This window comes from Acinetobacter sp. V2 (assembly GCF_001188385.1).
Taxonomy (GTDB): domain Bacteria; phylum Pseudomonadota; class Gammaproteobacteria; order Pseudomonadales; family Moraxellaceae; genus Acinetobacter; species Acinetobacter oleivorans.
Window position 1 is genome coordinate 36,824 of the sequence record NZ_JZFB01000008.1, and the last position, 20,206, is coordinate 57,029.

A 20,206-nucleotide genomic window follows, 5' to 3' on the forward strand; every position below is an offset into this window, starting at 1 on the left:
TGTTGTCAATTGATGCAACAATGAGCCAAGTAAAAGATTCGATTTTATCTAATATGTAAAATCTGAGTTTTCAAAAAACGGCTGTTCAACACAGCCGTTTTTTTATGTCTTTTTTACAGCCATAAAAAAACGCTTCTTGAAAGAAGCGTTTTTAGAATATTTAAATTAAATACGTTTTGGTAAATTACTTAACCAACCTAATAGGTTAGTTGCATCGTTATTACGTGCCTGCGTACTTGGCTCGCCAAGTAATACAATCACTGCTGGACGCGAGTTTACAGTCGTATGCATGACAACACAGCGACCTGCTTCATTGATATAACCTGTTTTAGACAAGTTAATATTCCAACCACCATTACGCACTAGAGCATTGGTATTATTAGATTTCAACACGCGATAACCCAAGTTAAAGTCATAGGTCGGTGTAGTTGAGAATTGGCGAATCAAACCATATTGAGAAGCTGTACTTGCCAAGATTCCTAAGTCACGTGCAGAAGATACATTACGTGGATCTAAACCAGTTGACTCATAATAATGAGTTGCATTCATACCTAAAGCACGTGCTTTAGCGTTCATTGCCGCTACGAATGCAGGACGACCGCCCGGATAAGTACGCGCCAAAGCTGCCGCTGCAGGATTTTCAGACTTCATCAAAGCAAACAACAATACTTCTGCACGGTTCATTTTGTCGCCAACACGGAGTGTTGAACTTGAATTTTTACCGTTTGCCCCAGCAAAATCAATTTGCTCAAGCATAATTTCTTCTGACATGTTTAAACGAGCATCTGCTGTTACCACTGCTGTCATCAACTTAGTAATAGACGCAATTGGCACAGAAGCATTAGTGTTTTTACTAAACAGCACTTCACCCGTTTGCGCATCCATCACTAACGCAGCTCGAGCACTTACACTCGGCTGAGCATTGTAACCACTCGTATCACGAATTGGAGCAAGCTTAGGAGCAGATGCTATAACTTTCGGTGCACTACCACCACGCAATGTCGTAGTTACAGACGTTGAACCTTGTGGAGTTGGCTCATCATCTTCCTCATTCAAAAATTGGCTAGCATCAGCTGAAGACCAATTTAAGCTTGCAGTACCACTACTCCCTGAGGACGGGTTATTGACGAGTTCTGCAAAGCTTGTTGAACTCAAACTAAGCAAAATAGACATGCTTAGCACATGTATTAAAGACTTTTTAGAATTTTTCACGGCACAATACTCGACTCAGGGTGATACACATTTGCGCTTACTATAATTATGCCTTACATTTGAGGTATAAGGTATAAAGCTTTTACCGACACAATTGTGCACAACTATTCGCTCACTATATAAGAATAGGATTGCTAATTTTGTCATTCCATTGCAAGCTAATTTTGCTTTATGTAACAAAAAACTTGTTTTTTGAAAGAAAGGAGGTCTTCTTGATTACAGTTTTAGTTGTGGATGACCATGAACTTGTACGTACAGGCATTTGCCGTATGTTAGAAGATCATGCCGATGTAGAGGTCATTGGACAAGCCGAATCGGGTGAAGAAGCAATTGCTATTGTTCGTCAGAAACATCCTCAAGTTGTGTTGCTTGATGTCAACATGCCAGGCATCGGGGGCGTAGAAACGACACGTCGTTTACTACAAACCGCACCAGACACAAAAGTTATTGCTGTAAGTGGTTTATCAGAAGAACCGTACCCTTCTCTTCTGCTTAAAGCAGGAGCTAAAGGCTATATCACTAAAGGTGCTCCAATTACAGAAATGGTTCGGGCAATCAACAAAGTCATGCAAGGCGGCAAATACTTCAGTGCCGATATTGCTGAGCAGTTGGCGAGTTCTTATCTATCTGACACGCAACAATCGCCTTTTGACGCTTTATCCGAACGTGAAATGCAAGTTGCAATGATGGTTGTAAATTGTATTAGCGCTCAGGAAATTGCGGACAAACTTTTTGTAAGTGTAAAAACGGTTAATACTTACCGCTACCGTATTTTTGAAAAACTCGCTATCGATAGCGACGTTAAACTCACTCATCTTGCGATCCGTTATGGTTTGATCAAGCCATAATTAAACTTATATGCAATTTCCCTTAAACTCATCGTTGTCCCATACGATTTTTCGTTTGGGCACGTGGTATGGTTTATATCGTCTTATTATTGCGGTTAGCCTCAATATTATTTTGGTTTTAACCGATGCTCAAATCGACAATAGTCTACAACAACCCGCTTTATATTCTTATACCCTGCTCGGCTATTCCATATTAAGCCTTCTTCAGCTTTTGTGTTTTAAGTTTGTTGCAACTCAGGCAACCAAGCAGCTTATTTTATTTTTTGTAGTTGATGTTATCTGTCTGAGTTTACTTACATTTTCTGTAGGTGAACCAAATCTACAACTCAGCTTGCTGTATGTTATTGCTATATTTACCTCGGCAATTTTACTCAGCGCAAGAATGTCTTTACTCATTACATTACTTGCAGTCATTGCCGTTATTTACCAGCGTTTTGTTGGTAGTTTGTTTGACTACAATAATCTAAATACGATTGGTAATAGTGCTTTATTAGCCTTCTTATTTTTTGTGGTGCATGGCATTGGGCAAATTGCGGTACAGCGCTTTAAACTACTTGAAGCACTGACTTTCCACCAATCCATAGAACTCTATCAACTACAAAATATTAACCGCTATATTTTGGAACAAATTGAAGAAGGCTATTTGGTTCTAGATGAAAACTACGACATTGTTTTAAGTAATCCGGCTGCCTGCTCTCTGTTAGGGATTCCTCCTCAATTTGCCAGTGAAAAATACCCTTTAGCGAAATGGCACCCCGATTTATTTGAAATTCTTAAGTTTGATAACCTGCAAGAAGGCGATCGATTTATTTTTGAGTCTCGACTATCGGCATATTCTATTAACATTAAAGTGCAACATCTTGTGGTGCCGCAACAAGCATTGACGCTACTCATATTACAAGATGCACAGCAGATCAATCAGCAAGCTCAACAACTCAAACTTGCTGCCTTAGGGCAACTTTCAGCCAGCATTGCACATGAAATCCGCAACCCTTTAGCAGCCATTGTTCAGGCAAATGAATTACTTAAAGATAGTGATTCAGAACAGCAAAATACTTTACGTCGTATGATTGGCAAACAAACAAAACGCATCGATAGTATTGTTCAAGATACATTAGGACTTGCCAGCAGCGAAAGAACTTACCCTATCCAGATTGAATTAAACAATTTCATAAAGACGTTATTAGATGAAGATCTATTAGATGTTAAACATTCTATACAGCTTAAAATTTCCAATTTATCCTTAAAATTATTATTTGACGAGAAACAACTTAGACAGGTGCTCATTAACCTTGTCAGAAATGCTTTACGACATAATGCACCCGATTCACCCCATGTTCTGATCAACATTCACTCACAAACAAATAAAATTTATATTGATGTGATCGATTACGGCGAAGGGGTTTCAAAACGTGATATATCTCAATTATTTAAACCATTTTTTAGTACCGAAATTAATGGAACTGGTTTAGGATTATATTTGTCTCATAGTTTTTGTGAGGCAAACCATGCAAAGCTCACTTATGTAGAGCAAAAACAAGGGGCATGCTTCCGAATGGAATGCCCAATAATATATTGATTTTTTTATTAGGTTTTTGGGGAAATGGCAGAACAGCAACCACTGGTTTTGCTTGTAGACGATGAAGAAGATTTGTGCCTTTTAATGCAAATGACTCTTGCACGAATGGGGATTAAAACACATCTTGCTTATCGGGTTGAACAGGCCAAACAACTCTTTACTCAGTTTCATTACGATGCATGTTTAACCGATTTAAACCTACCTGATGGTAGCGGTTTAGAATTGGTTAAACACGTATCTCAAACTTACCCACACACACCAATTGCAGTTTTAACTGCATACGGCAATATGGATATTGCAATTGCAGCGTTAAAGGCAGGAGCTTTTGACTTTGTAAGTAAACCTATTAACCAAATTCATTTAGATCAGTTATTAAAAAAGGCGCTAAATCAGCCAAAACCAGAGCATGAGTTTGGTGAAACAACTTTGGAAAATGACCTATTAATTGGTCGTTCTCCCCCAATACAAAACTTACGGACAGCTATTAAAAAAATAGCCCGCTCTCAAGCTCCTGTGTTTGTTACAGGCGAGTCTGGTACAGGTAAAGAGGTTGTTGCTAATCTTATTCACCGCTTGAGTAATCGCAGCGAAGGCCCGTTTATTGCGATTAACTGTGGAGCCATCCCAACTGAGCTCATGGAAAGTGAACTTTTTGGACATAAAAAAGGAAGTTTTACTGGAGCGACTCAAGATAAACAAGGCCTTATTTTGTCTGCTCATGGCGGTAGTTTATTTTTAGATGAAATTGCCGAATTGCCTTTAAGTATGCAAGTTAAATTGCTTCGGGCCGTGCAAGAGAAAAAAATTCGTCCAGTAGGTTCAGATCAGGAAATTGATGTTGATTTTCGAGTAATCAGCGCCAGCCACCAAGATTTAGATTTGTTAGTCCGACAAGGTAAATTCCGTCAGGACTTATTTTTCCGTATTCATGTGATGGATATCATGTTGCCACCACTACGTGAGCGCGGTGGCGATATTTTGTTATTAGCCAATCATTTTATTCAAAAAGTTTGTATGGAATGGGAAATTCCAAGCAAACAATTAACTACAACTGGTGAAACTTATTTATTGCAGCAAGATTTTCCGGGTAATGTTCGTGAATTAAGAAATATGATTGAACGAGCTATTACCTTAAGTGATGATGAATTTATTGATTTAACACACCTAGCACCTCTTCTTAGAGGCAGTAGTGTTAACTCTCAAATAACCATTCAACCAGTGAATGACACATCAACTACGATTGCCCAAACTCGGCCAAAACTACCAATGGAAGGTTTAGAACGCTACTTAGAAAATATTGAAAAAGATCTTCTATTGAACGCATTGGACATGACACATTGGAACCGAACATTAGCAGCTAAAAAGCTAGGAATGACCTTTCGTTCTTTACGCTATCGACTGAAAAAGTTTGGCTTAGATACCGAATTGGGAGAGGAAGTATAAAACTACTTTTTCTTTAGAAATAAGTCTGCAACGCGATCTAAATAGACGTCTTCTTTCATTTCTGGGGGCAAAGGATAGGTCTGATTAGGCTGAATACCTTGCCCTTCAATCATATTGCCGTTTGGCGTGTAATAGTGTGAGACTGTCATTTGTAGTGCCGCACCACTTGGTAAAGGAAATAGTTTTTGCACTACACCTTTTCCATAACTTTTTTCACCCATGACCCATGCACGCTGGTGTTCTTTCATGGCCGCAGTAAAAACTTCGGCTGCCGATGCAGAGCGATGATTAATTAATATACCTAATTTTATATTCTGAAATTCATTGCCGGGCAAAGCCTGAAATTGCTGGTTACCTTCCGAGCGGCTTTTGGTTGAAACAATAATTCCGTTATTTAAAAATAAATCTGCTGACTCGACTGCTGCTGATAACAATCCACCCGGATTATTGCGCAAATCGATTAAAACGGCTTTTAAACGTGGTGAACTATTTTCTTCAATTAACCGTTTAATTTCATTAGCAGTGTCTTGCTGGAATACCCTAATTTTGAGTACTAAAACCTGATTATGTAGCATTACAGGTTCGATATCGGTTTCTATTTTTTTATTACGAACTAAGTTAATGTTTCCACTTAACTCTTCTGCTTGTACTTGAAGCGTACTTCCGATAGAACCATAAAGCAGTCCGAGCACCTGATCTTGATTTAAGTTTTTTAGGTCTTGATTATCAATCTTGAGAATCGTCTGACCATTTCTTAAGCCTAATTTATATGAGTCTGAACCTGTTTTAAGATCACGAATTATCCATTTATGGAGATGTAATTCAGGGCTTAACGCAAAATCGACCGAAGCAAGGTCACCTTCGGTATATTGAATGAGTTGACGATATTCCTCTGCCGACAAATAACGTGAATAACGATCTAGCCCACTTACTAGCCCTTTAATGGCTTGCTGAAATAAGGCATCGTCAGACTTCACATCGACATAGTTATCTCGAACGATTCCATAGATTTGCACAAACTGTTGAATCGACTCGATCGGCACCTCTGCATAACTATGTTCTGGTTCTTCCGAATCAGAATGCAAAGGTGACAATTTCTCTTTTACAACTGGCGCCGCAAAAGAAAATTGGCTGCAACACAGCAACATACTTACAATAAGTTTTTTATATTTAATGTGTTGCAGCATCCAATCACCTTTGGTTTATGCAGATAATGTAATCAGGTTACGTCCTTGCATTTCAGCAGGAACAGGAATCTGCATTAAATTGAGAATCGTTGGTGCTACATCGGCAAGCACACCACCTTCTGCAATTGTTGCTTGTGTTGGGCCAACATAGATAAACGGTACAAGTTCCGTTGTATGTTGAGTATGAACTTGACCACTCTCGTAGTCTTGCATCTGTTCAACGTTACCATGATCAGCAGTAATGAGCATGTGGCCTTTCTTTGCCATAACTGCCTCATAGACACGACCTAAACAAGTATCAACCGCTTCAACTGCTTTAACTGCCGCATCAAAAATACCTGTATGGCCTACCATATCACCATTGGCATAGTTCACAACCAATAAATCGTATTCACCAGAATTAATAGCTTTAACCAATTCATCAGTTACTTCATAAGCACTCATTTCAGGCTTTAGATCATATGTCGCAACGTTTGGAGATGGAATTAAAATACGTTTCTCACCTGGATATTCATCTTCACGCCCACCACTAAAGAAGAACGTTACATGAGCATATTTTTCAGTTTCGGCAATACGTAACTGAGTTTTTCCAAGAGAAGATAAATATTCACCCAATGAATTTTTGAGAGCTTCTGGCATGTATGCAACTGGCGCATCAATGCTAGCCTGATAACGAGTAAGCATCACAAATTTAGAAAGATTTGGTACAACTTTACGCTCGAAACCAGCAAAGTCTTTTTCTACAAATGCGCGAGTAATTTCACGAGCTCGGTCAGCACGGAAATTCATAAATACAACGCTATCGCCATCTTGTACTTTAGCAATATCACCAATGCGAGTCGCTTTTACAAACTCATCGTTTTCATTGGCTGCATAAGCTAACTCTAATCCTTCCACTGCTGTTTGTGCAGTACGAAGTGCCTCGCCTTCAGTTAACAAGCGATAAGCTTGTTCAACGCGATCCCAACGGTTGTCGCGGTCCATTGCAAAGTAGCGGCCAATCATGGTCGCGATACGGCCTTGACCTGGATATTGAGCAAATAATGCATCTAATTTTTCTAAAGATGGCTGAGCACTACGTGGAGGGGTATCACGACCATCTAGGAAAGCATGTAAATAAACTTTTGCACCGCGTTTTAATGCAAGCTCACACATCGCCACAATATGGTCTTCATGTGAATGGACGCCACCTTCTGAGAGCAAGCCCATAATATGAACAGCGCCATTAGCAGCTTTGGCCTTTTCAACAGCGTCAATCAACACTTCATGTTTAAAAAAGTCGCCAGTACGAATATCTTTAGTAATACGGGTAAAGTCTTGATATAACACACGGCCTGCACCAAGGTTCATATGACCAACTTCAGAGTTACCCATTTGTCCATCAGGTAAACCAACATCTTCGCCAGAACCAGAAATTAGACTATTTGGATGCTTTGCAGTCATTGCTGCCAAATTCGGTGTTTTTGCTGCAAGGAAGGCATTATCTTCAGTCGCTTCACGGTGACCAACACCATCCATAATGACCAGAACGTGAGGGATCTTGCCAGCAGTTGCATCCGTCATAATCTATTTCTCTTTTGTCTACAATTTCGTCACAATATCTTACCGAATTTTCGGTCAAGACTCTATTTTTTCCTATGGCTTTCACCAATATCTACGATTGATGAAAACCATAAATTTCAATTATTACTAGCGAGCGCGGTAAAGCAAATAACTTCCTGCGCCAAACATTAACAAGATAGGTACGAGTACAAACCATGCAGGAGACGGGGCATAAACCAAGCTGGCATAACCCAAGAAATCTTGCAAATAATAGAAACTCAAACCAATAAACAATGCGATCACCAAGCGAAAACCCATCGATTGTTGGCGTAATGGCCCAAAAATAAATGAACATGCCACGAGAACTAGAGCAATCAACGAAAATGGCGAGGCAACTTTTTGCCAGAAAGCCAATTGATAGGTTTTTGGAACCTGACTATATTCATCCATATAGCGCATGAAACTGATGAGCTGGCTTGGCGATAAATCTTCAGGGTCTAAAGTCACCATGTGCACATATTTAGGCTGTAATGCTAAAGAAAGCGATTGTTCGTCATGGTCAGTTTTAATGGCATTTCCTGCCGCCAAAATATCCATTTGTTCTGCTTTCTTCAAAGCCCATTGACCATCTTTTACGAACTGTCCTTGCTGAGCATTAATTAATGATTGCAAGTAATAGTTCTGGTCAAAATCGACCACTTGAATATCTTTTAAATTGCCTTGAGAGTTAGCATAGTCGATATAGATAAATCGCTGCCCTTCACGTGACCAATAACCTTTCACTTCACCTAAAGCAGCTACAGATCGGTGACTTTTAACACTTGCTGCTTTTTCATTTGTATATGGAATAACCCATTCACTTAAGGCAAAAGACAAAATAATAAGCAGTAAAGCTGAGCGCATCACCCAACCAACAATACGCCATAAGCTAATACCAGCAGAGCGCATAACAATAAGTTCACTGCTGGTTGCTAGTGACCCTAAACCAATTACCGCACCAATCAAGGCAGAAATGGGCAAAATTTCATATAGATAACGAGGAGCGCCCCATAACACATAGATGAGAGCTTGCCATGCGTTATAGTCTGGTTTGAGCTCACCCAACTCGCCCAGATACGTAAATAAGATCTGTAAAATCGACAAAACAACTGTGGTGCCAAACATTGCAAGCGCAGTGGTTTTCGTCACATATTTGGCGACTATTCGACGTGCTAACATTATAATTTCACTCGCTTGATCTGTTTCTTGATTTTTGGTGCCAACTTCTGTTTACGTGAAAATAAGGCTGCTGCAACGCCATAAACCACCAACACGGCAGGATAAGCCCAAATATCGAGTTCTTCTTTACTAATACGAGTCTTGATTGCAATCATTAATACGATCAGACTAGAAAAAATAAAAATCGCCGGAATAAGACGGTAATAACGACCTTGTCGTGGACTCACCTCAGACAATGCTACAGAAAGCATTAAAGCAATAATAATGGTGAATGGTCCAAACAAACGCCATCCCAACTCACTTCTTATGACTGGATCATTTGTTTTTGAAAAGAGTTTAGTCGTTGATAATGCTTCTACATCGCCACTTTCAAACTTAACATCTTTATCATTTTCTAAACGTAGACGATAAGACTGAAACTCTGCTTGCGTATATTTTGGTTGTCCCGGGAATATTTCATAACGACGGCCTTGCACCAAATCAACGACATTGGCTGTGTCATTTGCAACTTCTACACGAGTCGCTTCTTTTGCCAAGATCATGACATCTGGTTTATCTTCTTTGGTCGCACGTTGATAAAAGAAAATGTCCTTCAAATTCTTTCGGTCTTCTGACAATGAACCTGCATAAATCGTATAGGGTCCAGAAGAAATAAATTCTCTTGGGCGAACCAAATCGAAGCCTGTCCGAACCGCTTGGGTGGTGGTTAATTTTTCAAACTCACGCAGTCCCCACGGCGTCATCCAAAGCATAAGCACAGACTGACAAACCATATAAACAAGCGTCATTGGAATGAGTAATCGTGCTAATTGATGACGGCTCACACCACTACCGTTCAGTACTGCCATTTCATGGTCAACATATAAACGACCAAACACCAACATTAAACCAATGAAAAAACCTAGTGGTAAAATGAGTGTTAGAAATTCAGGTAAACGATATCCAATGATGCTAAACAAGATACTGGCATCTAAACGCCCCTGTGCCGCCACACCAAAGTATTTGATCAGACGACCACCCATCATGATTAAGGTCAATAAAGAAATGACCACCAATGAGGTAGAGACAACTTGCTTGACGAGATAACGCCGAATAATCAAAGTAATACTTCCAAAAGGCTAATCGGGACGACTGCTAGTTTACCCGAATGTTAAAAATATAAAACCGCACATTGCAACGCTATGCTTGAAAGTGTTTCAATGTTTTAATTCATCATAACTTTCTATAGGCAATCACGACAGCCATGAAATTTACAACTTATACAACTTTTCCCGAACAGACATCTAATGAATCTTTGTGGGTTTTAGTTGATTCAGAACAGCTACAAAGTAACGTCAACACATATCAAATCAATAACCTAGAAAGCGTTCTTACTGCGACCCAATTTAAAGGCAACTTCAATGAAACTCTGCCTTTATTTGGTCAGATTTCAAATCAGCCTCACAGCCAATTACTTGGCTTAGGAAAAACGGCTGAACTTCAGGCAGTCAAGCTCGCTAAACTTGCCCAAACGATTATCAAATCAACACAAAATAAATTTAAGCATATCGCAATTGATATTGCTGCATTACCTGTCGAGCACCATTATTTATTTGCTTTAAGCTTAACTCAAGCAGCTTATGGTTATGATGAGTTTAAATCGAAAAAAAATGAATTTGTGTTACAACAGGTTGATTTAATTAGTTCAACGACTAGCCTAGATGAAAAACAACTGGCTTTAGTACATGCAGTACAGTCTGGTCAGTCTTATGCACGTGATCTTGGCAACCGTCCGGGGAATATTTGTTTCCCAGAATATTTGGCAGAACAGGCTCTAGCTTTAGCCGCAGAATTCCCTGACTTACTTAAAGTAACTGTTTTAAATGAGCAGCAAATGGCTGATTTAGGCATGTATGCTTTTCTTGCAGTCAGCAAAGGATCTGAACGTCCGGGTCGTATTGTAACGCTCGAATATCAAGCACAGATTGATCAAGCTCCGGTTGTTCTCGTGGGTAAAGGCGTAACTTTTGATACAGGTGGTATTTCATTAAAACCAGGCCTTGGCATGGATGAAATGAAATTCGATATGTGCGGTGCAGCATCTGTACTTGGTACCATTCGTGCCCTATGCGAAGCAAAACTTCCTATTCATGTAGTTGGTGCAATTGCAGCAGCAGAAAATATGCCTTCTGGTAAAGCAACTCGTCCAGGTGACATTGTGACCACCATGAGCGGTCAAACTGTTGAAATTCTAAATACAGATGCTGAAGGCCGTTTAGTACTCTGTGACACATTGACCTATATTAAACGCTTTAATCCAGCAGTCGTGGTTGATATTGCGACCTTAACAGGTGCGTGTGTAGTTGCTTTAGGCAAAGTACTCAGTGGGTTGTTCTCACCAGATGATGCTTTGGCAGCAGAGCTCCAACAAGCTGGTGAACAATCGTTTGACCGTGTATGGCGTATGCCAGTGATTGACGATTATCAAGAATTACTTGATTCACCATTTGCGGATATTGCAAACATCGGTGGACCATATGGCGGCGCGATTACAGCTGCATGTTTCCTTGAGCGCTTTACACGTGAATATCGTTGGGCTCATTTAGATGTGGCAGGAACAGCATGGTTATCTGGTCCAGCTAAAGGTGCAACGGGTCGTCCAGTACCATTACTCATGCAATTTTTAGCGAATCGTGTAAATACGAATGGCTAAAGTTAGTTTTTATCTGTTTGAAACCAGCGAAGAACGGCAAGTCGATAGTGCTTGCCGTTTATGTCGAAAAATATTACAGAAGCATCCTAAAATCTGGTGGTATTGCCCAGATGTGCAGCTACAACAGATGCTTGATGAAAGATTATGGGAATTCGACCCTGTCAGTTTCATTGGGCATGGCGTTGACCAGACTGATGCTGCTGTATGTATTTCGGCTAAACAACCACTTGAACAAGGCCTGTTAGTATTTAATTTTAACAATCATGCACTTGAACAAGTTGATCATTTTAGCCACATTATAGAAATTGTTGAAAATAATGAAACAGCCAAGCAAATTGGTCGAGAAAAATTTAAAATGTATCGCCGTTTGGGTATAGAACCGCGGACCTTTAAATTATAACGCGCTAAAATGTAAATACTGTTGATCAAGGAGAAACATGGTGGCATTAAATGTCGGGCAAGATTTTAAAAAAAGATGGTTAAATGCGCCTGAAGCTGTCCGTCATACCTATCAACAGGATCTGGCACGTATTTGTGACTTACTAGAGCCTCAAACGCCTATTCAGCTTTGGGTTTTAAATGATGAAAAAGCGCAGTTAGAATCACAGCAAAAAATTGAACAAGCCTACGCAGATCTTAAAGCGGAGCTCATTGAGCAAGCACGTATTCGTCGTCAACTTGCTTTAGAAAAATCGCTTGCTGACAAACGTGCATCAGAAGCTGCTTATGCTGCGGAGTTGCAAGCAGACGAAATTCGAAAATTTAATGAACAGACTGAAACATTACACACATTACGTAGTTATTTAGAACAAGAGGTTGCAGAACAAACTGCACGTTATCAGAAAAACCCTGAAACACCGGCAGTCAATTACTCTGCTGGCGTAAAACTTAGTATTACCGATGATCAAATCTTATCTGAGCTTGAAAGTTTACGCATTCGTTTAGAGCTTGAAGCTGAGAGCTTAATTGAACAGTCTGTAACAGCTTTCCGAGCTAAGCTAAATTCGGCAGCTCAAGAAGAAATTGAATACATTTTAAAGAATTCTAAGTTTTCTGATGAAAAAATAGAAAAGTAAAGTTTTTAAGGCTCTCTTTGTCATAAAAATGACATTTAAATGTCACAGAATAGTCATGCACAATATTCTTTTAGTTCAAATAATTATTAGAATATCGCATCGTGATTTATGAAAATTAATGAGGGTAAAAATGGACATTCCGCATCAGATTTCAATGCAACTTGAGCAGCTTAATCAGGGTGAACAATGGACATTTTCAGCACAAGAACTTTATATGAGTCATAACGACTTTAACTCTTTATCTATCTTACTCACACGAGAGTCAGAAAAAGGCGAATTTTCAATTACACGCACCCAACATAATAAACCATGGGTCGGCACAAACTCGGTTACGCTAACCAAGCAATAAATTTTCAAAATAAAAAAACCGGAACAAGTGTCCGGTTTTTTTATTTTAACAATTTAGCTTTTTATTTTAAAAAACCATTCTCAGCTAAAAAAGCCATACTAATATTTGATTCTGTTTTTTGTTCAGCTGCTTTGTCACCTAGCAATAAACGCTCGATATAACGCGCCAAAACATCGACTTCAAGGTTTACTTTGCTACCAACTTGCCATGTTCCAATGTTAGTACGCTCTGCTGTATGCGGGATTAAGTTTAAGCTTAAAATATTTCCACGTAAGTGGTTAATCGTTAAGCTAATCCCATCTACGGTCACAGAACCTTTTTCCGCTAAATATTTAGCAAGTTCTACGGGTGCTGTAACTTCATAATAGATTGAGCGAGCATCTTCACGTACTACAGTAATTTCACCCACACCATCAACATGGCCACTCACAATGTGTCCACCAAAGCGTGTTGTCGGTAACATTGCCTTTTCAACATTGACACGTTGCCCAACTTTCCAGTTACCTAAAGTTGTTCGATTCAAGCTTTCACGAGAAACATCCGCTGCGTACCAATTATCGCCCCATTCAATCACGGTGAGACAAATACCATTGGTCGCAATTGAGTCACCCAAATGTACATCTGACATATCCAGATCAGTCTGAATACGTAAACGCACATCACCACCTACGCTTTGCAGGCTTTCGACTTTTCCTAAACTTTCAATAATGCCTGTAAACATGGCTCAATCTCCAAATCTTTTTACACTGCTTAAATTGCAGCGCTTACCAAAGTGCGAGCTGTGTACTATTACCTGAAGTATCTACACCACCTAGCTCGGCGAAGTGGTAAAGCTGGCCTAATAACTGACGTAATGGTGGTCCTGACTTAGCATGAGTATCAGTAATCACAATAAACTCAAGCACGCGTGCACGTTCAGACTGTCGCTGTTTACTTACTCGATAGCGTGGAACATCTTGTGTTAACAGGGTCACTTTGCCGCGCTCCAGATTAGCCATAAGCAAATCTTTAGGCTCGATATTACCATCAGTTGAATAACTGGTCAGAATATAGCGGGCATTGATGGTTGAAAGTAACTTTTCATACGCATCTTTCGCATATTTAGAAGAGTTATATGGACTTGGACGCTCTTTACGCCAAGCTCTATCAATTCCACTCTTATAACCTTTAGTGTCTGGTGAAGGTAAATCGACCTGATCCCATAAAGTTAATGCATTCAAAACATGGTAATTACTGCTGTATGCATGCTGGTTATATGGTGGATCGAGATAGGCAACATCGACTTCAAAACCACTCATTTGATTTGCGAGATGCTGTGAATCTACACACCACATTTCAGCAGCAGGACGCTTACGGTCACCAATCTCGCAAAAACGGCTTGGTGTTAACCAAAGCAATGACTCTATTCGTTCCAATGCAGTTTGTGTACGTCCGCCCCACCCTTGATGAAAGCTTTTAAATACACCGCTGGTATTACTCACAAAACTTGCTGAATAGAGTAATGGTGCAAGCAAAGCACTCATCTCTACATCATTAATTGCACCTTGCGCCTGCCATGTTGCAATCTGCTGACGAATCGCATCAATACGCATACCATTACGGCGTTTAAAGAATAAACGGTCACGAGTTGGATCGTATACATCATCGTTACGTGGGCAAAGGTTATGCGTAACCCAACCTTTAACTTCAGGTAAGCGATTTAAATAATCGATTGCCTTCTGATAGCCACCTAGCTCTTTAAATGCAGGTGCATCGGTACAAGCTAAAATCGCATGATTTAACGCATGGCTATAAGGCTCCCAGTCATTTGCAATCACACGGTAACCATTTTGACGTGCTAAACGAGACACGACACCACTGCCGGCAAAAAAGTCGGCAAAAATCGGAGGATTCTTTTTCTTGCTATTCAGTGTCCCTGTAATTTCAAGGGCTTCTAAAATTAGATGGAGCAATCGGCGCTTGTTACCTAGGTAAGGAACAAGCTGATGGAAAAGATATTCGTCTGTCGTACGGGCCGCATGACGACGTTTGTGATAAACCGAAGGCTCTGAATTCATACTTTCTCTTGCGTAGGGATTAACCTTAAGCGTATATCTTGATCAAGTTGTGTCACATCAAGAAGTGTAAAACGAAGTTGTTGTGCCATATATTCAAACTCTGCATTGAACATGGCTCTTGCACTTTTCCCCAAGAATGTTGGGGCAATATAACTGATCAACTCATCTACCAAACCTTCTTGTAAAAAGGCAGTAGATAATGTCGCACCGGCTTCCACCAATACATCATAAATTTGATGTTGCTTAGATAGGGTCTGTAACAGCATTTTTAAAGGCTGAATTTCTAATTGTATCACGCCTAAATCGGCAAGTTCTTCACGATATGGCCCCATGACCATCACAGTTTCAGGGTTTTCTAAAATTTTAGCATTAAGTGGCAAACGCCCCTGACGATCTAAAACAACCCGTTTTGGTTGAGCAACTGTCTCAATATCAATATGACCGAGTGAGCGCACATTAAGCTGACAATCATCTGCAATCACAGTTTCAATACCTGTAATCACTGCTCCTGAAATAGCACGCCAATGCTGGACATCTTGACGGGCAGCAGAACCCGTAATCCACTTCGATTCACCAGATGCCATTGCCGTACGTCCATCTAGACTTGAAGCTACTTTTAAGCGTACATAAGGTATACCCGTAGCCATCGCCTTTAAGAAACCTTGATTTAATTTTTCTGCTAAATCTTCACAAATGCCAACTTCCACTTCAATTCCGGCATTTTTCAAAATCTGAACGCCCTTACCCGCAACGAGCGGATTTGGATCAGGACATGCTACAACCACCCTTTTAACCTGAGCCTTAACCAGTGCTTCAGCACAAGGAGGAGTTCTCCCATAATGCGCACATGGCTCAAGCGTGACATAGGCTGTTGCACCTTGTGCTTGTTCAGCTGCCTGACGTAAAGCAAAGACCTCTGCGTGTGGTTGACCCGCTTTAGGATGGAAGCCTTCACCAATTAACTGATCATCTTTGACAATGACACAACCAACATTTGGATTAGGCTTAGTCGAATATAGACCTCGTTTGGCAAGTTCAATGGCTTGCCGCATCCAATATTGATCTTGTTTCAACTCAGACATAAAAATCTCAAATAGTTATTGTTCACGTTGTTGCATTTGCTCAATTTGACGACGAAAAGCCTCAACATCCTGAAAATCTTGATATACAGAAGCAAATCGGACATAAGCGACATGGTCAAGGGCAAATAGCGATTGCATGACGATTTCGCCAATTGTTCTAGATTTTACGTCACGTTCACCTAAACGGCGAATCTGCAACTGAATATCACTTAAAACTGTTTCGATCTGCTCTTGTGTGACCGGACGTTTTTGCAGAGCATGCATTAACGAACGACGTAATTTGGCCTCATCGAAAGGTTCATTTTTTCCATTCGATTTGATCACACGGGGCATTACCACTTCATAGCTTTCAAAAGTGGTAAAACGTTCACCGCAACTTACACACTCACGACGTCGACGAATCTGACAGCCTTCGGCGGCTAAACGTGAATCGATGACTTTACTATCTGCGGCGTTGCAAAATGGACAATGCATAGCGGATTTATAGGGTCGATTACTTTGACCTAGTGTAGCAAAATTTCTACACTTACAGAACCAGCATTCTATAAGACAAAAAAACAGTCCTGAGCAAGATCAAAGTATCGCTTTGATCACAGCGCAAGACTGTTCTTTTAAGACAGCAGATATATTAATGATGATTATTCAATACGTTCGCCATGTTGGCTTAAATCCAGACCCATGCGCTCATCATCAGCGTTCACACGGATACCAATCACAAGATCAATCACTTTAAGAATAACGAAAGTCGCGATACCACTATAAACCATGGTTGCCAATACGCCTTCAACTTGTACCCATAATTGGCCAGCGAATGTTGGAGCTAAGGTAACGTTAGCTGCTTTAATAATTTCGTCACTGTAGAATACGCCAGTTAAAATCGCACCGACAATACCCCCTACCGCATGCAAACCAAACGCATCCAAAGCATCGTCAGCTTTAAGTAAGCGTTTAAGTGCAGTAATACCCCAGAAGCACACTACGCCACCGATAAGGCCCATGACTAAAGCACCGCCTACACCGACAAAACCTGCTGCTGGTGTAATCACAACCAAACCAGCTACCGCACCAGAAGCACCACCTAATACAGATGCTTTGCCACGGATCATACGTTCAACAACTAACCAAGAGAATGCAGCAGCAGCGGCAGCAACTTGAGTCACTAAAATTGCCATACTTGCACGAGCACCCGCGCCTAATGCACTACCACCGTTGAAGCCGAACCAACCCACCCAAAGTAAGCTTGCACCAACAACAGTTAGAGTCAGATTATGAGGAGCCATAGATTCACGGCCAAGGCCAATACGTTTTCCAAGCATGTAAGCAGCAACGAGCCCTGCAACACCTGAGTTGATGTGTACAACTGTACCACCAGCAAAATCTAATGCCCCTGCTTTAAACAACCAGCCATCTGTTGCCCAAACCCAGTGAGTAATTGGTGCATAAACAACAAGTACCCAAATTGCAATGAATGCCATGAAAGCTGAATATTTCATACGGTCTGCAATAGAACCACTAAGGATTGCAACTGTAATGATGGCAAAAGTCATTTGGAAAATAACAAAGAGACTTTCAGGAATTGTCCCGCTCAATGCATCAAACGCGACTCCGTTGAGCATGGCTTTAGACAAATCACCAAAAAATGCACCTGTGCCAGAGAACGCGATTGAATACCCTGCAATCACCCACAGCAAACTTACTAAAATTGCAGCGGAAAGGCTGAACATCATAGTACTTAATACATTTTTCTTACGTACCATACCGCCGTAGAATAGTGCCAAACCAGGAATGGTCATTAATAGAACCAAAGCTGTTGAAACTAAAATCCAAGATGTATCGCCTGTATCAAGTTTTGGTGTTGGTGCTGGAGCTGCTGGAGTTTCAGCAACTGGTGCTTCTGCAGTGGTTGCAGTAGCTGGAGATGTTGATGTAGCCGCAACTTCCGATGTAGGCGTTGTTACAGCATCTTCTGCCCAAACGGCAGTACCACCCAAAAGAGCGCCTGATAGACTCAGCGCCATAAGCATTTTTTTCATTCGTGTCCCCCAACCTCATTTGCGAGTTATTTTCTACTCAGCAAGCTTTGTGCCAATTAGACAGCATCTGGTCCAGTTTCACCCGTACGGATACGGATAACTTGTTCCAGGTTAGTCACAAAAATCTTACCATCGCCGATTTTTCCAGTGCTTGCTACACGAGTAATTGATTCAATTACCGCGTCAACCATTTCATCACTAATCGCAATTTCGATTTTTACTTTAGGTAAGAAATCAACCACATACTCTGCGCCACGGTAGAGTTCTGTATGTCCTTTTTGACGACCAAAACCTTTAACTTCAGTTACGGTAATCCCTTGTACACCAATGTCAGAGAGCGCTTCACGCACATCATCCAATTTAAACGGTTTTACAATTGCAGTTACAAGCTTCATGTTTGTTTCCTTCGGCTTCTTTTCACCAGTAAGGTTTTATGTTCAATTTTCATGCCAATATTTCAAAGGTTGAGGGAAATGAATCTATTGCATGAACTTTCTTTATAACCTATTTAGTGATCAAGATGTAGATGAGCTATTAAAAATAAAATGAATTTTCAGTATCGTTGAGTGCTTATTTAATGTTCTATTTGTACTAAAAGAATTGAAACCTATATCCCAAGTTCAAGCAGTGTTAAACTGTAAACCATAAGGTAATACAACACTTTGGATATTTTATGCTAGAAACATTACTACAGGCCATTTTGGAACAAATTGATGAGCCTAAAAAAGATTTGGAAAAAAATTTACGTGCATTATTAAATGAAGCAGTCGAAAAGTTGGATCTTGTTTCCAAACAAGAGATTGACCGTCAAAAGACTGCACTTCAATCGGCCACTCAACGTTTAGAAGAGCTACAAAAACAAGTAAGTCTGTTAGAAGAAACTTTAAAGAATAAAAAATAAGCACCAACGTAGCGCACTTATACTTTACAACGATTAAAAATGAAGCACCATAATGGAACAATAAGATGTCTTTTTCTAAAATTTATACACGGGGACTTTTAGGTTTACATGCACCTCTGATTGAAGTTGAGGTACATGTAAGTCAAGGCTTACCTTCTCTTACCATTGTCGGACTAGCAGAAGCGGCTGTAAGAGAAAGTAAAGACCGAGTTCGCTCAGCCATTATTAATAGTGGATTTCAATTTCCAACTAAACGGCTGACCATTAATCTTGCACCAGCAGATTTGCCCAAAGATGGGTCACGTCTGGATTTACCAATTGCTGTAGGCATTTTAATTGCTTCTGGTCAGCTTCCCGAAAACTGCGCCGAAGATTTTGAATTAATTGGTGAATTAGCGCTGGATGGCCATGTAAGATCAGTGTCAGGTACTTTAACTTTGGCAATGGCGTGTCAACAGGCAAGGCATAAAATGCTTTTACCTCTCGATAATAGTCAGGATATTAATCATTTACCGGACCTTGAGTGTTATCCGGTGAGTCATTTAAAAGAAGTCTGTGAACATTTTCTGGGCACGAAATCTCTATCTTCGATTGAACCTTCAACGACCTCAAATCAAATGCCTTATAAATTTGATTTGGCAGATGTAAAAGGTCAACTACGCCCACGTCGTGCACTAGAAATAGCCGCAGCAGGGGGACATTCTCTGCTCTTTAAAGGACCACCGGGCACAGGTAAGACTTTACTCGCTTCACGTCTTCCTTCAATTTTGCCACCTCTTTCTAATCAAGAAACACTTGAAGTTGCGAGTATTTATTCAATTTCAAATACACCGCATACGTTTGGACAGCGTCCTTTTCGTGCACCCCACCATACGGCATCAGCCATTGCACTCGTTGGGGGCGGATCTCACCCTAAACCGGGTGAAATTACCTTATCTCACTTAGGTGTGCTCTTTTTAGATGAACTTCCAGAGTTTGACAGAAAGG

The 20,206-nt window shown here is 40.4% G+C and carries 20 protein-coding genes; 9 read left to right on the forward strand and 11 right to left on the reverse strand.

All coding sequences use genetic code 11. The annotated features are described in order from the left end of the window. Positions 1-165: 165 nt before the first annotated feature. Positions 166-1,212 (reverse strand): D-alanyl-D-alanine endopeptidase PBP7/8, encoded by a 1,047-nt coding sequence (gene pbpG / locus UC75_RS17160; protein ID WP_128825344.1) that lies wholly within the window; start codon positions 1,210-1,212, stop codon positions 166-168. Positions 1,213-1,424: 212 nt separating this feature from the next. Between pbpG and UC75_RS17165 the strand changes: the two genes are divergently transcribed. From UC75_RS17165 to UC75_RS17175, 3 genes are read left to right on the forward strand one after another with little or no spacing between them, the layout of a single operon-like run. After that, on the forward strand, positions 1,425-2,060 hold the full coding sequence (locus UC75_RS17165) for a response regulator (RefSeq protein ID WP_003654436.1): 636 nt from the start codon (positions 1,425-1,427) through the stop codon (positions 2,058-2,060). 10 nt (positions 2,061-2,070) lie between these two features. After that, positions 2,071-3,639 carry a sensor histidine kinase gene (locus tag UC75_RS17170; protein WP_049838280.1) on the forward strand — a complete coding sequence of 523 codons (1,569 nt, stop codon included), beginning with the start codon at positions 2,071-2,073 and terminating at the stop codon, positions 3,637-3,639. A 24-nt stretch (positions 3,640-3,663) separates the two neighbouring features. Next, on the forward strand, positions 3,664-5,082 hold the full coding sequence (locus UC75_RS17175) for a sigma-54-dependent transcriptional regulator (RefSeq protein WP_049838281.1): 1,419 nt from the start codon (positions 3,664-3,666) through the stop codon (positions 5,080-5,082). A 2-nt stretch (positions 5,083-5,084) separates the two neighbouring features. Here UC75_RS17175 and UC75_RS17180 read toward each other — a convergent pair whose 3' ends face one another. The 4 genes from UC75_RS17180 to lptF all read right to left on the reverse strand — a co-directional run bounded on the left by UC75_RS17180 (position 5,085) and on the right by lptF (position 10,129). Beyond that, the gene (locus tag UC75_RS17180) at positions 5,085-6,269 is read right to left on the reverse strand and encodes a S41 family peptidase (protein ID WP_049838282.1); all 1,185 of its coding nucleotides are present in this window, start codon (positions 6,267-6,269) and stop codon (positions 5,085-5,087) included. A gap of 15 nt (positions 6,270-6,284) precedes the next feature. Next, complete coding sequence (gene gpmI / locus UC75_RS17185; RefSeq protein ID WP_049838283.1) at positions 6,285-7,832, reverse strand: 2,3-bisphosphoglycerate-independent phosphoglycerate mutase; 1,548 nt, start codon at positions 7,830-7,832, stop codon at positions 6,285-6,287. A 126-nt stretch (positions 7,833-7,958) separates the two neighbouring features. Beyond that, positions 7,959-9,029, reverse strand: a complete 1,071-nt coding sequence (gene lptG, locus UC75_RS17190; protein ID WP_049838284.1) for an LPS export ABC transporter permease LptG — start codon at positions 9,027-9,029, stop codon at positions 7,959-7,961. After that, positions 9,029-10,129, reverse strand: a complete 1,101-nt coding sequence (gene lptF / locus UC75_RS17195; RefSeq protein ID WP_013199136.1) for an LPS export ABC transporter permease LptF — start codon at positions 10,127-10,129, stop codon at positions 9,029-9,031. Before lptF ends, lptG begins: the two co-directional genes overlap by 1 nt. Positions 10,130-10,272: 143 nt before the next feature. On the opposite strand from lptF, the gene UC75_RS17200 reads away from it, so the two are divergent. The 4 genes from UC75_RS17200 to UC75_RS17215 all read left to right on the forward strand — a co-directional run bounded on the left by UC75_RS17200 (position 10,273) and on the right by UC75_RS17215 (position 13,146). Further along, entirely contained in the window at positions 10,273-11,721 is a 1,449-nt protein-coding gene (locus tag UC75_RS17200) for a leucyl aminopeptidase (protein ID WP_049838285.1), read from the forward strand. After that, the gene (locus UC75_RS17205) at positions 11,714-12,121 is read left to right on the forward strand and encodes a DNA polymerase III subunit chi (RefSeq protein ID WP_049838286.1); all 408 of its coding nucleotides are present in this window, start codon (positions 11,714-11,716) and stop codon (positions 12,119-12,121) included. Before UC75_RS17200 ends, UC75_RS17205 begins: the two co-directional genes overlap by 8 nt. Positions 12,122-12,158: 37 nt before the next feature. Further along, positions 12,159-12,797: a hypothetical protein gene (locus UC75_RS17210; protein ID WP_128825345.1), complete on the forward strand. Its 639-nt coding sequence runs from the start codon at positions 12,159-12,161 to the stop codon at positions 12,795-12,797. A 130-nt stretch (positions 12,798-12,927) separates the two neighbouring features. After that, a complete protein-coding gene (locus UC75_RS17215; RefSeq protein ID WP_005301614.1) occupies positions 12,928-13,146 on the forward strand; it encodes a hypothetical protein in 219 nt (72 codons plus the stop codon). Between the two features lie 61 nt (positions 13,147-13,207). On the opposite strand, the gene UC75_RS17220 is transcribed toward UC75_RS17215, so the two are convergent. The 6 genes from UC75_RS17220 to glnK all read right to left on the reverse strand — a co-directional run bounded on the left by UC75_RS17220 (position 13,208) and on the right by glnK (position 18,713). Next, entirely contained in the window at positions 13,208-13,867 is a 660-nt protein-coding gene (locus UC75_RS17220; RefSeq protein WP_004710964.1) for a riboflavin synthase, read from the reverse strand. A gap of 43 nt (positions 13,868-13,910) precedes the next feature. Continuing rightward, entirely contained in the window at positions 13,911-15,203 is a 1,293-nt protein-coding gene (locus tag UC75_RS17225) for a DNA adenine methylase (protein ID WP_005301611.1), read from the reverse strand. Next, positions 15,200-16,285 (reverse strand): bifunctional diaminohydroxyphosphoribosylaminopyrimidine deaminase/5-amino-6-(5-phosphoribosylamino)uracil reductase RibD, encoded by a 1,086-nt coding sequence (ribD, locus tag UC75_RS17230; protein ID WP_049838287.1) that lies wholly within the window; start codon positions 16,283-16,285, stop codon positions 15,200-15,202. The genes UC75_RS17225 and ribD overlap by 4 nt, the downstream gene beginning before the upstream one ends. Before the next feature lie 15 nt (positions 16,286-16,300). Beyond that, positions 16,301-16,759, reverse strand: a complete 459-nt coding sequence (nrdR, locus tag UC75_RS17235; RefSeq protein ID WP_004795187.1) for a transcriptional regulator NrdR — start codon at positions 16,757-16,759, stop codon at positions 16,301-16,303. A gap of 164 nt (positions 16,760-16,923) precedes the next feature. Then, positions 16,924-18,318 carry an ammonium transporter gene (locus UC75_RS17240; RefSeq protein ID WP_004795189.1) on the reverse strand — a complete coding sequence of 465 codons (1,395 nt, stop codon included), beginning with the start codon at positions 18,316-18,318 and terminating at the stop codon, positions 16,924-16,926. Positions 18,319-18,374: 56 nt separating this feature from the next. After that, positions 18,375-18,713: a P-II family nitrogen regulator gene (gene glnK, locus UC75_RS17245; protein WP_000780326.1), complete on the reverse strand. Its 339-nt coding sequence runs from the start codon at positions 18,711-18,713 to the stop codon at positions 18,375-18,377. Between the two features lie 278 nt (positions 18,714-18,991). On the opposite strand from glnK, the gene UC75_RS17250 reads away from it, so the two are divergent. Together UC75_RS17250 and UC75_RS22265 are read left to right on the forward strand one after the other, a co-directional pair. Continuing rightward, positions 18,992-19,219, forward strand: a complete 228-nt coding sequence (locus UC75_RS17250) for an accessory factor UbiK family protein (RefSeq protein ID WP_004795193.1) — start codon at positions 18,992-18,994, stop codon at positions 19,217-19,219. 65 nt (positions 19,220-19,284) lie between these two features. Beyond that, positions 19,285-20,206: YifB family Mg chelatase-like AAA ATPase (locus UC75_RS22265; protein WP_228137470.1), on the forward strand; the 922-nt coding region annotated here is incomplete at its 3' end.

Coding starts and splice junctions, on each gene's coding strand:
- ribD (WP_049838287.1), bottom strand. CDS start 16,285: ATGTCTGAGTTGAAACAAGATCAATATTGGATGCGGCAAGCCATTGAA.
- UC75_RS17240 (WP_004795189.1), bottom strand. CDS start 18,318: ATGAAAAAAATGCTTATGGCGCTGAGTCTATCAGGCGCTCTTTTGGGT.
- UC75_RS17220 (WP_004710964.1), bottom strand. CDS start 13,867: ATGTTTACAGGCATTATTGAAAGTTTAGGAAAAGTCGAAAGCCTGCAA.
- glnK (WP_000780326.1), bottom strand. CDS start 18,713: ATGAAGCTTGTAACTGCAATTGTAAAACCGTTTAAATTGGATGATGTG.
- nrdR (WP_004795187.1), bottom strand. CDS start 16,759: ATGCATTGTCCATTTTGCAACGCCGCAGATAGTAAAGTCATCGATTCA.
- UC75_RS17225 (WP_005301611.1), bottom strand. CDS start 15,203: ATGAATTCAGAGCCTTCGGTTTATCACAAACGTCGTCATGCGGCCCGT.
- UC75_RS17200 (WP_049838285.1), top strand. CDS start 10,273: ATGAAATTTACAACTTATACAACTTTTCCCGAACAGACATCTAATGAA.
- UC75_RS17175 (WP_049838281.1), top strand. CDS start 3,664: ATGGCAGAACAGCAACCACTGGTTTTGCTTGTAGACGATGAAGAAGAT.
- UC75_RS17180 (WP_049838282.1), bottom strand. CDS start 6,269: ATGCTGCAACACATTAAATATAAAAAACTTATTGTAAGTATGTTGCTG.
- UC75_RS17215 (WP_005301614.1), top strand. CDS start 12,928: ATGGACATTCCGCATCAGATTTCAATGCAACTTGAGCAGCTTAATCAG.
- UC75_RS17170 (WP_049838280.1), top strand. CDS start 2,071: ATGCAATTTCCCTTAAACTCATCGTTGTCCCATACGATTTTTCGTTTG.
- lptG (WP_049838284.1), bottom strand. CDS start 9,029: ATGTTAGCACGTCGAATAGTCGCCAAATATGTGACGAAAACCACTGCG.
- UC75_RS17205 (WP_049838286.1), top strand. CDS start 11,714: ATGGCTAAAGTTAGTTTTTATCTGTTTGAAACCAGCGAAGAACGGCAA.
- gpmI (WP_049838283.1), bottom strand. CDS start 7,832: ATGACGGATGCAACTGCTGGCAAGATCCCTCACGTTCTGGTCATTATG.
- UC75_RS17210 (WP_128825345.1), top strand. CDS start 12,159: ATGGTGGCATTAAATGTCGGGCAAGATTTTAAAAAAAGATGGTTAAAT.
- UC75_RS17250 (WP_004795193.1), top strand. CDS start 18,992: ATGCTAGAAACATTACTACAGGCCATTTTGGAACAAATTGATGAGCCT.